14 protein-coding genes are annotated in these 12,600 nt (G+C 72.1%); 3 read left to right on the forward strand and 11 right to left on the reverse strand.

Annotated elements, in window-relative coordinates:
- Positions 1-186 precede the first annotated feature (186 nt).
- Positions 187-1,119, forward strand: a complete 933-nt coding sequence (locus RIN75_RS34810) for a TAXI family TRAP transporter solute-binding subunit (RefSeq protein ID WP_309116337.1) — start codon at positions 187-189, stop codon at positions 1,117-1,119.
- On the opposite strand, the gene RIN75_RS34815 is transcribed toward RIN75_RS34810, so the two are convergent.
- The 8 genes from RIN75_RS34815 to RIN75_RS34850 all read right to left on the reverse strand — a co-directional run bounded on the left by RIN75_RS34815 (position 1,109) and on the right by RIN75_RS34850 (position 9,924).
- Positions 1,109-2,476 (reverse strand): HAMP domain-containing sensor histidine kinase, encoded by a 1,368-nt coding sequence (locus tag RIN75_RS34815; RefSeq protein ID WP_309116338.1) that lies wholly within the window; start codon positions 2,474-2,476, stop codon positions 1,109-1,111. The genes RIN75_RS34810 and RIN75_RS34815 overlap by 11 nt on opposite strands.
- A 148-nt stretch (positions 2,477-2,624) precedes the next feature.
- On the reverse strand, positions 2,625-3,293 hold the full coding sequence (locus tag RIN75_RS34820; RefSeq protein ID WP_309116339.1) for a response regulator transcription factor: 669 nt from the start codon (positions 3,291-3,293) through the stop codon (positions 2,625-2,627).
- Between the two features lie 13 nt (positions 3,294-3,306).
- The gene (lgt, locus tag RIN75_RS34825) at positions 3,307-4,461 is read right to left on the reverse strand and encodes a prolipoprotein diacylglyceryl transferase (RefSeq protein ID WP_309116340.1); all 1,155 of its coding nucleotides are present in this window, start codon (positions 4,459-4,461) and stop codon (positions 3,307-3,309) included.
- Positions 4,462-4,812: 351 nt separating this feature from the next.
- Complete coding sequence (gene trpA, locus RIN75_RS34830; RefSeq protein ID WP_309116341.1) at positions 4,813-5,598, reverse strand: tryptophan synthase subunit alpha; 786 nt, start codon at positions 5,596-5,598, stop codon at positions 4,813-4,815.
- Positions 5,595-6,818 carry a tryptophan synthase subunit beta gene (trpB, locus tag RIN75_RS34835; protein WP_309116342.1) on the reverse strand — a complete coding sequence of 408 codons (1,224 nt, stop codon included), beginning with the start codon at positions 6,816-6,818 and terminating at the stop codon, positions 5,595-5,597. Before trpB ends, trpA begins: the two co-directional genes overlap by 4 nt.
- Positions 6,819-6,833: 15 nt before the next feature.
- Positions 6,834-7,643, reverse strand: coding sequence for an indole-3-glycerol phosphate synthase TrpC (trpC, locus tag RIN75_RS34840; RefSeq protein ID WP_309116343.1), 810 nt, complete (start codon positions 7,641-7,643; stop codon positions 6,834-6,836).
- Positions 7,644-7,886: 243 nt separating this feature from the next.
- Positions 7,887-8,378: a Trp biosynthesis-associated membrane protein gene (locus RIN75_RS34845; protein WP_309116344.1), complete on the reverse strand. Its 492-nt coding sequence runs from the start codon at positions 8,376-8,378 to the stop codon at positions 7,887-7,889.
- Positions 8,371-9,924 carry an anthranilate synthase component I gene (locus RIN75_RS34850; protein ID WP_309116345.1) on the reverse strand — a complete coding sequence of 518 codons (1,554 nt, stop codon included), beginning with the start codon at positions 9,922-9,924 and terminating at the stop codon, positions 8,371-8,373. Before RIN75_RS34850 ends, RIN75_RS34845 begins: the two co-directional genes overlap by 8 nt.
- A gap of 94 nt (positions 9,925-10,018) precedes the next feature.
- Between RIN75_RS34850 and RIN75_RS34855 the strand changes: the two genes are divergently transcribed.
- Positions 10,019-10,639, forward strand: a complete 621-nt coding sequence (locus RIN75_RS34855) for a TetR family transcriptional regulator (protein WP_309116346.1) — start codon at positions 10,019-10,021, stop codon at positions 10,637-10,639.
- On the opposite strand, the gene hisI is transcribed toward RIN75_RS34855, so the two are convergent.
- From hisI to hisF, 3 genes are read right to left on the reverse strand one after another with little or no spacing between them, the layout of a single operon-like run.
- Positions 10,632-10,991: a phosphoribosyl-AMP cyclohydrolase gene (gene hisI / locus RIN75_RS34860; RefSeq protein ID WP_309116347.1), complete on the reverse strand. Its 360-nt coding sequence runs from the start codon at positions 10,989-10,991 to the stop codon at positions 10,632-10,634. The genes RIN75_RS34855 and hisI overlap by 8 nt on opposite strands.
- Positions 10,988-11,353, reverse strand: a complete 366-nt coding sequence (locus RIN75_RS34865; RefSeq protein WP_309116348.1) for a hypothetical protein — start codon at positions 11,351-11,353, stop codon at positions 10,988-10,990. The genes hisI and RIN75_RS34865 overlap by 4 nt, the downstream gene beginning before the upstream one ends.
- A 1-nt stretch (position 11,354) precedes the next feature.
- On the reverse strand, positions 11,355-12,128 hold the full coding sequence (gene hisF, locus RIN75_RS34870) for an imidazole glycerol phosphate synthase subunit HisF (protein WP_309116349.1): 774 nt from the start codon (positions 12,126-12,128) through the stop codon (positions 11,355-11,357).
- A 254-nt stretch (positions 12,129-12,382) separates the two neighbouring features.
- Between hisF and RIN75_RS34875 the strand changes: the two genes are divergently transcribed.
- The gene (locus RIN75_RS34875; protein ID WP_121226921.1) at positions 12,383-12,586 is read left to right on the forward strand and encodes a cold-shock protein; all 204 of its coding nucleotides are present in this window, start codon (positions 12,383-12,385) and stop codon (positions 12,584-12,586) included.
- Positions 12,587-12,600 lie beyond the last annotated feature (14 nt).

Genomic DNA, 12,600 nt, shown 5'->3' on the forward strand with positions numbered 1-12,600 from the left:
GCGGCGGCGCGGGCAGGCGCGGCGGCGCGGGCAGGCGCGGCGGCGCGGGCAGGCGCGGCGGAGCGGGCAGGCGCGGCGGAGCGGGAAGTGGGGCGTGGGGGCGGGGCGGCCGGCGCGAGGCGAGTGCGGCCGGTTCCTTGGGGTGCGCGGGGCTCCTTCTGAAGGTTGTGGGCTTAGGCTTCGGGGGTGCGGGTGTCCCGGCGGTCCTTGTTGCTCGCCGCGTTGACGGCGGGGGTGCCGGCGTGCGCGGCGGGTGGGCCGCCCGCGCCGGCCGAACTCGTGTTGGCGACCGGGCCGGACGGGGCGGTGTTCCGCGAGGTCGGCGGGGCGTTGGCGCAGGCCTTGGCGGACGAGTTGCCGGACACCCGGGTCGTGGCGCGGCCGACCGGGGCGTCGGTGGAGAACGTCCGGCTGCTCGGCAACGGCGAAGTCCACCTCGGACTGTCCTCTTTGGACCCCCTGATGGGCGGCGCCCTGCTCAGTGCCGAGGATCCCAACGGGATCAGCGCGGTCGGGCGGCTGTACGACAGCTTCCTCCAGATCGTCGTGCCCGCGGACGCGCCGGTCTACCGGGTGGCGGACCTGGTCGGGAAGCGGGTGTCGTTCGGGCCCCGCGAGTCCGGCACGGAGTTCACCGCGACCCGGCTGTTCCAACTGCTCGGGGTGAGCGTCGAGGCGTTGCGGATGGCGCACGCCGAGGCCGCGCGGCAGTTGGCGGCGAGGACCATCGACGCGTTGCTGGCGCTGACCGGCATCCCGACGCCCGCGATCACCGGGCTGCTCGGGTCGTTCCCGGTCCGGCTGCTGGACCTGCCCGGGGAAGCCACCGAGCTGGCCAAGGCGTACCCGGGTCCGTACGTGCCGGTGACGATCCCGGCGACCACGTACGGGGCTCTCGGGCCGTGCCAGACGTTCGCCGTGCCCAACCTGCTGCTCGCGCGGACCGCGCTGGACCAGGCCGTGGTGGAGGTGGTCACGCGGACGGTCTACACGCAGTCCGAGCGGATCGCCGCCGGGCACCCCGAGGCGTCGCGGATCAACGTGCGGACCGGGATCGCGACCGGGCAGGTGCCCCTGCACAAGGGTGCCGAGCGCTGGTTCCGGTCGGTCAAGCGCTGACCTGCGCCTTCAGGGTCACGACAGCGTCGAGGCCGTGCGGGGTGACCGGGTGCAGTTCGAGACGTCCGCCGGCACCCGCGATGAGTTCGGCGCAGATCGCCAGGCCCAGGCCGGTGCCCGCGGTGTTCTGGTGCCGGGGCGCGCGCCAGAACCGCTCGAACGCGAGCACCCGGTCCTCGTCGGACAGGCCTTCGCCGTCGTCGGTGACGTGCAGCTCGACCCGGTCGCCGGTCCGGTGGCCCCAGATGCGGATCGTGGTCGCGCCGGACAGCCGGATGGCGTTGCCGACCAGTTCGTCCAGCACGCTGCCCAGGCCGCCGGGCGGTTCGAGGACGTGCAGGCCGGGCGGGACGTCCACGTGCAGCTCGATGTCCCCGGCCAGGGCGCGCCAGCCCGGGGTGTGGGTGGCGAGGAGGGTGTCCACCTCGACCGGTTCGGCGGCGGACGCGCTGTCCAGGCGGGTCGCGGCGAGCAGGGTGTCGAGGACGCGGCCCATCTCCTCCGCCTCGTCGACGGCGATGCGCTGCGCCTCCCGGCCGGCGTCGTCGGTGACGTGGTGGGCGAGGTTGTCCACGGCCAGGCGCAGGCTCGCCAGGGGGTTGCGGAGCTGGTGGGAGGCGTCGGACACGAACGCGCGCTGCCGGCGCAGGGCGCGGCTCACGACGTCGACCATCGCGTTGAAGGAGGCGGCGAGGCGGCGGAGTTCAGGGGGTCCGTTGACCTCGTCGGCACGGGCGTCGAGTTCCCCGCCCGCGACGGCGGCCGTGGCCTCGTCCAGGGTCCGGACCGGCCGGAGCACCCACCGCGACATCGGCCACGCGACGGCGATGACCGCGAGCATCGGGACCAGGCCGATGAGCGTCAGCAGGCCCCACTGGCGCAGGATCGCCGCGCGGAGGCTGCCCGTGGGCGAGATCGTGACGACGGCGGCCACGACCTCGCTGTCCCGGCCGACGGGTTCGACGACGACCAGGTTCTTGTCGTCCCACGGCCAGATGGTCTGGTCGGTGTCGCCCCGGTAGCCGCTGAACGCCGCTTTGAGGCCGGTGTCGACGTCCGGGTCGGTGAGGGGGAACGGCTGGCGGGAGCTTTCGACGATGGTGCGGTCGGTGCTGACCAGGGCGGCGGCGATGCCGTAGAGCTGGTCGTAGCGGATCATCTCCTCGCGCAGGGCGGTGCGGCGGTTGGAGGCGAGGGCGTTCTCGGCGAGGGAGGCGAAGCGGCTGGCGTCGCCGAGGCGGTCGAGGTAGGTCTCCTGGCCTTCGCTCTGGACGACCGCGAAGGCGAGCGGCACGCCGAGGGCGGCGACGAGCGCCACCAGCAGGGGCACGATCAGGGAGAGCAGTCGACGCAGCATCACACCTCGTCCGGGGTTTCCGCCGCCATCCTGCCCCACACCGATCGACACTTCAGCCCGGACCGGCCCGGCTCGCTCCACGGCAGGCGGCTGTTCCCGGTGGGTGGCGGATGTGTGCGGCGGTTCCGGGTCTCCTGGTGGGCGCGGCTTAGGTGTCGGCGGCCACCCGGTAGCCGACGCCGCGGATCGTTTCGATCTTCAGGGCGTCGCCGAGTTTGCCGCGCAGGGCGGCGATGTGGGTGTCCAGCGTCCGTGACGGCGCCTCCCAGTGCGCCTGCCACACCTGGTCCACGATCAGGTCCCGGCTGACCACCGCGCCCGCCCGCCGCACCAGCAGCGCCAGCAGGTCGAACTCCTTGCGGGTCAGCGTGATCGGGACGCCGTCGATCGTCGCCTCGCGCGTGGCCGGGTCCAGCACGACCGGGCCCAGCGCGAGCCGGTCGCTGTGGTCCTCGGCCGCGCGGGCCGCGCGGGTGCGGCGCAGGACGGCTTCGATGCGCGCCAGCAGCTCGGCCGTGCCGAACGGCTTGACCACGTAGTCGTCCGCACCCGCGCGCAACCCCAGCACGCGTTCACGCTCCTCGCCGCGCGCGGTCACCGTGATGACCGCCGTGCCCGGCCGGTGGCGCAGCTCGCGCAGCACCTCCAGTCCGTCGCGGTCGGGCAGGCCCAGGTCGAGCAGCACCACGTCCGCGGGCGGCGCGGCCAGCGCGGCGGCGGCCGTGGCCGCCCGGTGGACCTCGTAGCCCGCGTGCTTCAAGGCGGTCAGCAGGCCCCGAGCCACCCGGTCGTCATCTTCGACGACGAGGATGCGCATCGGCCCTACCGCCTCACTCCGCCGGCTTCTCGCCCGGCTTGGTGTCCGGGACCTTGGCCCCCGCGTCCGGCACCTTGGCGTCCGCGTCCGGCACCTTGGCCCCGGTGTCCGGCACCTTGGCGTCCGCGTCAGCCTGGTCAGTGTCAGTGTCAGTGTCAGTGTCGGGCTTGTCGGGGTGCGGCTTGGTCTCGCCGTCCGTGTCCGCGTCGTGCGGCTTGGTGTTGCCGTCGGTGCCCGCATCGTGGGGCTTGGTGTCGCCGTCGGTGGTGGTGGCGTACGGGGATTCCGGTGTCTCCGCTTCAGCGGGCTCGTTGCGGACGATGACCTCGCGGTCACCTCGCTTCGCCGCGAGCACGAAGTAGACCACCGCGCCGATGAACACCACGACCGACGTGATGACGTTGATCCGCAGCCCGAACACCTGCGTGGCCGGGTCGACCCGCATGATCTCGATCCAGAACCGGCCCGCGGTGTAGCCCGCCACGTACAGCGCGAACACCCGGCCGTGGCCGAGCCGGAACTTCCGGTCCGCCCACACGATCAGCAGCGCGACACCGAGGTTCCACAGCAGCTCGTACAGGAACGTCGGGTGCACGATCTCCAGCGGCGTGTGGTCCAGCGCCACGCCGCCCAGCTCGTCCTCGAACCCGGTCGCCGGGTCGACCCGCTCGTAGATCTCCAGACCCCACGGCAGCGTGGTGGGACCGCCGTACAGCTCCTGGTTGAAGTAGTTGCCGAGCCGGCCGATGGCCTGCGCGGTCACGATGCCCGGCGCCAGCGCGTCGGCCATCGCGGGCAGCGGGATGCCCCGGCGGCGGCACGCGATCCACGCGCCGACACCGCCCAGCGCGATGGCGCCCCAGATGCCCAGGCCGCCGTTCCAGATCGCGAAGGCCTCCCACGGGTTCTTGCCCTCGCCGAAGTACTTCTGCCAGTCCGTCGCGACGTGGTAGAGCCGGCCACCGACCAGCCCGAACGGCACGGCGAACACGGCGATGTCGGTGACCTCGCCCTTCAGCCCGCCGCGGGCCACCCACCGGCGCTCACCCCACCAGATGGCCACGATGATGCCGAGGATGATGCACAGCGCGTACGCCCTGATGGGGATGGGCCCGAGCTGCCACACGCCCCGGTCCGGGCTGGGGATCGTCGCGAGGAAAGTCGTCACCACGGCCACCACCGTAGTGGGTGGGCCGGTCCGTCCTACGGGGACAGCTCGATTGTTACCGGGAAGGGTCGTTCGAGCCGCGTCCCCGCTGGTGCCGGTGCGATGTCGAGCCGTGTCGCGGAGGCACGCCCCACGGCCGGCTCCACGCGGCGCAGGTGTGCCGCCGAAGGTCGACGGGACGCGGTCGACAGCTCCCGGTCCCGGGTGGTCGAGCACCGGGTGCGGGCGGTCGGGGCGGGTTCGGGTCGGAAGTCCGGTCGGCTGGTTCATGGGAGCCGGCATGCGGACGGGCACCGACGATTCCGGGGGCTTGGCGGCCCCCGGAATCGTCAGTTCACTCGAACGTGCGTTCTAGGCCGGAGCGGGAACCTGGCGGACGCCTTCCGCCAATTCAGCCGTCAGCTCCGCCACCCGGTTCTCCGCCACCGCCGACACGAAAGCCGAGCCCACGATGACGCCGTCCGCGAAGGAAGCCAGCTCCGCCGCCTGAGCACCCGACCGCACGCCCAGACCCACCGCCACCGGCATCGACGTGTGCTCCCGCACCCGCTTGACCAGCGCCGGAGCCGCCGACGACACGACGTCGCGCGCCCCCGTCACGCCCATCACCGAAGTCGCGTACAAGAACCCGCTCGACGACCGCGCCGTCAGGTCGATCCGCTCCTCCGTGGACGACGGCGCGACCAGGAAGATCCGGTCCAGGCCGTGCGCCTCCGAAGCCGCCATCCACTCCGATGCCTCGTCGGGCACCAGGTCCGGCGTGATCAGGCCCAACCCACCGGCCGCCGCCAGGTCGCGGGCGAAAGCATCCACCCCGTACCGCAGCACCGGGTTCCAGTACGTCATCACGACCGCACGCCCACCAGCCGCAGCCACCGACTCGACCACGCCGAACAGGTCCCGCACCCGGAACCCGCCCCGCAGGGCCTCCTCCGACGCCCGCTGGATCGTCGGGCCGTCCATCACCGGGTCGGAGTACGGCAGGCCGACCTCGACGATGTCGCAGCCCGCCGAGACCATCGTCCGCAGCACGTCCTTCGACCCCTCCACCGACGGGAAACCCGCCGGCAGGTAGCCGATCAGCGCCGCCCGCCGCTCCGCGCGGCACGTCGCGAAAACCGAAGAAAGACCGCTCACGACGACGCCCCCAGTCCGAACCACTTGATCGCGGTGTCCATGTCCTTGTCGCCGCGACCGGACAGGTTCACCACGATCAGACCGTCCGGACCGAGTTCGCGGCCCAGCACCAGGGCGCCGGCCAGCGCGTGCGACGACTCGATGGCCGGGATGATGCCCTCCGTGCGCGACAGCAGCGCGAACGCCTCCATCGCCTCGGCGTCGGTCACCGGCCGGTACTCCGCCCGCCCGATGTCCTTCAAGTGCGCGTGCTCCGGGCCGACGCCCGGGTAGTCCAGACCGGCCGAGATGGAGTGCGCCTCGGTGATCTGGCCGTCCTCGTCCTGCATCACGTACGACATCGCGCCGTGCAGCGAACCCGGCGTCCCCACGGTCAGCGTGGCGCCGTGGCGGTCCGTGTCGATGCCGTCGCCACCGGGCTCCAAGCCGACCAGGCGCACCGACGGGTCGTCGATGAACCCGTGGAAGATGCCGATCGCGTTGGACCCGCCGCCCACGCACGCCGCCACCACGTCGGGCAGCCGACCGGCCTGCTCCAGCACCTGCGCCCGCGCCTCGATGCCGATGACCCGGTGGAAGTCGCGCACCAGCACCGGGAACGGGTGCGGCCCGGCCGCGGTGCCCAGCAGGTAGTGCGTGTCGTCGACGTTGGCCACCCAGTCGCGCAGCGCCTCGTTGATCGCGTCCTTGAGAGTGCGCGAACCCGTCTTCACGGGGATGACCTCGGCACCCAGCAGCCGCATGCGCGCCACGTTCAGCGCCTGCCGCTCGGTGTCGACCTCACCCATGTAGATGACGCAGTCCAACCCCATCAGGGCACACGCGGTCGCCGTGGCCACGCCGTGCTGCCCGGCGCCGGTCTCGGCGATCACGCGCTTCTTGCCCATGCGCTTGGTCAGCAGCGCCTGGCCGAGCACGTTGTTGATCTTGTGGGAACCGGTGTGGTTCAGGTCCTCCCGCTTGAGGAAGACCCGCGCCCCACCGGCGTGCTCGGCGAACTTCTTCGCCTCGGTGAGCAGGGACGGCCGCCCGGCGTAGTCGCGCAGCAGCCGGGCGAACTCGTCCAGGAAGTCCGGGTCGACCCGGGCCTTCTCGTAGAAGGCGGCCAGCTCGTCCACGGCCGCGATGAGCGCCTCGGGCATGTACCGGCCACCCCATCGTCCCCAGTGGCCGTGCTCGTCGGGGTCGTGGGGGGTGGGGGCCAATTGCCCAGGCGACATGCGCTCTCCTCCGATTTACCTGCTCGGCCGGGGACACGCGGGGTGCGACCCCGCCGTCACCAGCTTGTTCACGGCGACCTTGGGGTCGCCGCTGGTCACCAGCGACTCGCCGACGAGCACCGCGTCCGCGCCGGCGCCCGCGTACGCCATCAGATCACCCGGACCAGTGACACCCGACTCGGCGATCTTGATCGTCTCGAACGGCAGTCCGGGCGCGATCCGCCCGAACACGTCCTTGTCCACTTCCAGCGTGTGCAGGTTGCGCGCGTTGACGCCGATCACGCTCGCGCCCGCCTCCAGCGCCCGGTCGGCCTCCTCGGCCGTGTGCACCTCGACCAGCGCCGTCATGCCCAGCGACTCGACCCGGTCCAGCAGCGACACCAGGGCGTTCTGCTCCAGCGCGGCCACGATCAGCAGCACCAGGTCCGCGCCGTGCAGGCGCGCCTCGTGCACCTGGTACGGGCTGACGATGAAGTCCTTGCGCAGCAACGGCACGTTCACCGCGGCCCGGACCGCGTCGAAGTCCGCCAGCGACCCGCCGAACCGCCGCTGCTCGGTCAGCACGCTGATCGCCCGCGCGCCACCCGCCTCGTACTGCGCCGCCAGCTCCGCGGGCTCCGGGATCTCCGCCAGCGCGCCCTTGGACGGGCTGCGCCGCTTGACCTCGGCGATCACGCCCACGCCGGGCGACCGCAGGATCGACATCACGTCCAGTGGCGCGGGCACCTTGGCCGCGCGCTCCCTCAGCACGTCGAAGGGCAGTTCCGCCTCGCGCGCGGCGAGGTCTTCGCGAACGCCTTCGATGATCGACTCGAGAACGGTCATCCGAGCACCTCGCTCGTGTCCGTCGTCGATGTGCCGCCCACGGCGACAGCCATCCGATTGCCGCCTCCAAAGGCGGTCAGCCCGTCCTTCGCGCTCGCCAGCTCCCGCACGTCATGCTCCCCTTCCCGCCAGAAGGATGCTAACCCCGGCACGAACCGCTTCCCGCCACCGGGGTGGCCGGGTTCCCGCTGCTGAGGCGGGGCTGTCACGGGCCGACGTGCGCGGACGTGCGCAGCTTCGGCGTCAGTCCCGCTCCGTGGGATCGTCGCCGCGTTCCAGGGCGTTCCACATCTCACGTTCGGGATCGGCGCTCTTCTTGGCCGCGCCGGGGGTCTGGTACCCGCCGCCCAGGCGCGGCATGGCGCCGCCGCGCAGCAGCAACACGACCCCGGCGCCCACCACGCACGCCGTGCCCGCCAACGCCACCAGCAGCGCCACCACGGGCGGTCCGGCGGCCACCGAGGTGAACCCCACCGCGGCGGCCGCCAGCACGAGCACCGCGCCCACCAACCTGCGGACCCAACCGCCCAGCGCCACCACCGCGGCGATCGCCGCCGCGCTCAGCAACGCGGTCGGCAGGAGCGCGGGCGACACCTCGGCCCCGGTCGCTTCGGCCTTCACCCCGGTGGCGCCCCAGGTCATGCTCGACGCGCCCCACAGCGCGACCGCGCCCAGCACCAGCAGGGCGACCACGATCCACAGTGGACGCCGCCCGGCCCGCACCGGCTCAGACACGTGCCGTGTCCACCGCCGGGGCCACCGACTGCGACATGGTCCCGGCCGTGGCGATCGCCGACAGCACCGCGCCCGCCTTGTTCAGGCACTCGTTGTCCTCGGCCACCGGGTCGGAGTCGGCCACGATGCCGCCGCCCGCCTGCACGTACGCCACGCCGTCGCGCACCAGCGCGGTCCGGATGGCGATGGCGGTGTCCGCGTCGCCCGCGAAGTCCAGGTAGCCCACGACTCCGCCGTACAGGCCGCGCCGCGTGGGCTCCAGCTCCTCGATCAGCTCCATCGCGCGCGGCTTCGGCGCGCCGGACAGGGTCCCGGCCGGGAAGCACGCGGCCACCGCGTCGAACGCCGTCTTGCCCTCGGCCAGTTCGCCGCTGACCGTGGACACGATGTGCATGACGTGGCTGTACCGCTCGACCTTGAAGAAGTCGACCACGGTCACCGAGCCCGGCTTGCACACCCGGCCCAGGTCGTTGCGGCCCAGGTCGACCAGCATCAGGTGCTCGGCGCGCTCCTTCTGGTCGGCCAGCAGGTCCTTCTCCAGCAGGGCGTCCTCCTCGGCGTCCACGCCCCGCCAGCGGGTGCCCGCGATGGGGTGCGTGGTGGCCTTGCCGTCCCGCACGGTGACCAGGGACTCGGGGCTGCACCCGACGATGTCGAAGTCGTCCAGCCGCAGCAGGTACATGTAGGGGCTGGGGTTGGACGTGCGCAGGACGCGGTAGATGTCCAGCGGGTCGGCGGTGGTGCGCATCTCGAACCGCTGCGACAGCACGACCTGGAACGCCTCGCCCGCGCGGATGGCCTCCTTGGCCTTCTCCACGACCGCGTAGTGCTCCTGCTGCGTGCGGCGGCGCACGAACTCCGGCTTGGGGCGGGAGAACACGGCCACGGTGGGCGGTGCGGCGGCTTGCAGGTCCAGCGTCATGCGGTCCAGGCGGGCCACGGCGTCGTCGTAGGCCGCGTCGACCCGTTCGGGGCTGTCGTCCCAGTTGATCGCGTTGGCGATGAGCGTGACCGTGCCCTCGTGGTGGTCCAGGGCGGCCAGGTCGGTGGCGAGCATCATGACCAGCTCGGGCACCTTGAGGTCGTCCTCGGCCAGCGACGGCAGCCGCTCCAGGCGGCGGACGGCGTCGTAGCCGATGTAGCCGACCATGCCGCCGGTCAGCGGGGGCAGGCCGGGCAGGGGGTCGGTGCGCAGCACCTCGATGGTCTCGCGCAGGGCCAGCAGCGGGTCGCCGCCCTCGGGCAGGCCCACCGGGTGCTGGCCGGTCCAGTAAGCCTCGCCGCCGGTGGCGGTCAGCGCGCCCGCGCAGCGCGCGCCGACGAACGACCAGCGCGACCACGAGCGGCCGTTCTCGGCGGATTCGAACAGGAACGTGCCGGGCCGGTCCGCCGCGAGCTTGCGGTACAGGCCGACGGGGGTCTCCGCGTCCGCGAGCAGCCGGCGCACGACGGGGATGACCCGCCGCTGCGCGGCGAGTTCGCGGAACTCCTCGCGCGTCGGGCTGACCTCGCCCAGCCCCGCGCCGGCACCGATGACGCTCACCATGGGCGTCATTCTGCCGTGTGCATCCGTACGCGTTGTCGGCGGCACGAATTCATCGCACGTTGAAAAACTTGCGCGCGCCACTCATGATGGACAGGTGAACGAAGGCACGCAACAGGCCGAGCCGAAGCGCCGGGGCCGGCGCGCCGGCGGCGAGGACACCAAGGCCGCCCTGCTCGCCGCCGCCCGCGAGGTCTTCATGCAGCGCGGCTACGAGGGTGCGACGGTGCGGTCCATCGCGGCGCGCGCGGGCGTGGACGCGGCGATGGTCAACCACTGGTTCGGCGGCAAGGAGGGCCTGTTCGCCAAGGCCGTCCTGCAGGTCCCGATCGACCCGAACACGCTGGTCGTGCACCTGCTGGAGGGCGGCCCGCGGGACGAGATCGGCGAACGGATCGTGCGCACGTTCCTGGGCGTGTGGGACCCGATCGGCGGCGGTCAGTTCGCCGCCCTGATGCGCAGCGTCACCGCCCACGACCAAGTCGCGGACGTGCTGCGGGACTTCTTCGTGCACACCCTGCTCAAGAAGGTCGTCGCGGGCATCGGCACCGAGGACCGTCCCGAACTGCGCGCCACGCTCGCCGCCAGCCAGATCTTCGGCATGGGCATGGTGCGGTACGTGGTGCGGTTCGAGCCGCTGGCCTCGGCCGACGTGGAGACCATGGTCAAGGCGGTCGCGCCGAACCTCCAGCGCTACCTGACCGGCGACATCAGCTGACCTGTTCGGGAGCCAACAGCACGGTCGAGTCGAAGCACGTCTTGTCGCCGGTGTGGCACGCCGCGCCGACCTGGTCCACGACCAGCAGCACGGTGTCCCCGTCGCAGTCCAGCCGGACCTCGTGCACGTACTGGGTGTGGCCGGACGTCTCGCCCTTCACCCACAACTGCTGGCGGCTGCGCGAGTAGTAGGTGGCGCGGCGGGTGGTGAGGGTGCGGTGCAGGGCCTCGTCGTCCATCCACGCGACCATGAGCACCTCGCCGGTGCCCTTGCGCTGCGCTACCGCGCACACAAGACCGTCCGCGGTGCGCTTGAGGCGTGCGGCGATCGTCGGGTCGAGCGCGCTGGTCATCGGGCTGCTCCGAAGTGCTCACGGGCGGGCTTCATGTTCAGCAGCACCACGCCGAAGATGTGGCCCGCGGACAGCACGCCGGACAGCACGCGCACCCACAGCGGGCCTTCGTTGAGGGTGGCCAGCAGGTGCACCAGGCCGACCAGGCCGTAGATGAACGCGGCGGTCAGCCGCGCGGGCCGGAACCGGGCGATCAGGCCCGCCACCGCGATCAGCTCCAGCACCAGGACGATCAGCGGGAACTTGATCCACGCGGCATCACCGCTGGCCTGCCACCGGATCAGGCCTTCCAGCACGAACAGCGCGCCACCGGCCGCGCCGACGACCATCGCGAGGAAGACCTCGATGGGACCGTTGCGCACGTCAGCGCACCTCCACACCGGCGTCGCGCAGGGACTTCTTGACCTCGCCGATGCGCAGCGTCCCGAAGTGGAACACGCTCGCCGCCAGCACCGCGTCCGCACCGGCCTCGATGGCGGGCGGGAAGTGGTCGACGGTGCCCGCGCCGCCGCTGGCGATCAGCGGGACGTCCACGACCTTGCGCACCAGCTCGATCAGCTCCAGGTCGAAGCCCGCCTTGGTGCCGTCGGCGTCCATCGAGTTGAGCAGGATCTCGCCGACGCCCAGCTCCTGGCCCCGGGCCGCCCACTCGACCGCGTCGATGCCGGTGCCCTTGCGCCCGCCGTGCGTGGTGACCTCGAACCCGGACGGGGTGGGCTTCTCGCCTTCGGGGACGCGCCGGGCGTCCACGGACAGCACGATGCACTGCGCCCCGAACCGCTCGGACAGCTCCTTGAGCAGCTCCGGCCGGGCGATGGCGGCGGTGTTGACGCCGACCTTGTCCGCGCCCGCGCGCAGCAGCTTGTCGACGTCCTCGGTGGTGCGCACGCCGCCGCCCACGGTGAGCGGGATGAAGACCTGCTCAGCCGTGCGGCGGACCACGTCGAAGGTGGTCTCGCGGTCGGAGGAGGAGGCGGTGACGTCGAGGAAGGTCAGCTCGTCGGCGCCCTCTGCGTCGTAGGCGCGGGCCAGCTCCACGGGGTCGCCCGCGTCGACGAGGTTGGTGAAGTTGACGCCCTTCACCACCCGTCCCCGGTCGACGTCCAGGCAGGGGATCACGCGCACCGCGACTGACATGGGACAAAGCCTACGGGCAGGTCACCGGGCGTTCGCGGGCGGTGTCGGTCACATCTCGCGCGCCCGACGCGACGGGACTGGCCAAGATGTGGTTGACTGTTGTCGGTCGTAGGTTTTGTGTCCGTGTCATCCACGCTCGCGAAACGTTGTTCGAGCGTGTGGTTTTCCCCGGATCTTCCCGGGATCTCCTCATCTTGAAGCGGCCTCGGTGGCGCAAGGGCGTCACCGGCACCTTGTACGAGGAGAGAAAAAGCATGGCCAACGGCACCGTGAAGTGGTTCAACTCCGAAAAGGGCTTCGGCTTCATCGCCCCCGAGGACGGCGGCGCTGACGTGTTCGTCCACTACTCGGAGATCCAGGGCGGCGGCTACCGCAGCCTGGAGGAGAACCAGCGCGTGTCCTTCGACGTGGGCCAGGGCGCCAAGGGCCCGCAGGCGACCAACGTCGTGGCGCTCTGACCGAGCCACTGACT

The organism is Saccharothrix sp. (assembly GCF_031180885.1).
GTDB lineage: Bacteria > Actinomycetota > Actinomycetes > Mycobacteriales > Pseudonocardiaceae > Actinosynnema.

Coding starts and splice junctions, on each gene's coding strand:
- trpC (WP_309116343.1), bottom strand. CDS start 7,643: ATGACCGTTCTCGAGTCGATCATCGAAGGCGTTCGCGAAGACCTCGCC.
- RIN75_RS34815 (WP_309116338.1), bottom strand. CDS start 2,476: ATGCTGCGTCGACTGCTCTCCCTGATCGTGCCCCTGCTGGTGGCGCTC.
- hisF (WP_309116349.1), bottom strand. CDS start 12,128: ATGTCAGTCGCGGTGCGCGTGATCCCCTGCCTGGACGTCGACCGGGGA.
- RIN75_RS34820 (WP_309116339.1), bottom strand. CDS start 3,293: ATGCGCATCCTCGTCGTCGAAGATGACGACCGGGTGGCTCGGGGCCTG.
- RIN75_RS34875 (WP_121226921.1), top strand. CDS start 12,383: ATGGCCAACGGCACCGTGAAGTGGTTCAACTCCGAAAAGGGCTTCGGC.
- trpB (WP_309116342.1), bottom strand. CDS start 6,818: ATGTCGCCTGGGCAATTGGCCCCCACCCCCCACGACCCCGACGAGCAC.
- RIN75_RS34850 (WP_309116345.1), bottom strand. CDS start 9,924: ATGGTGAGCGTCATCGGTGCCGGCGCGGGGCTGGGCGAGGTCAGCCCG.
- hisI (WP_309116347.1), bottom strand. CDS start 10,991: ATGACCAGCGCGCTCGACCCGACGATCGCCGCACGCCTCAAGCGCACC.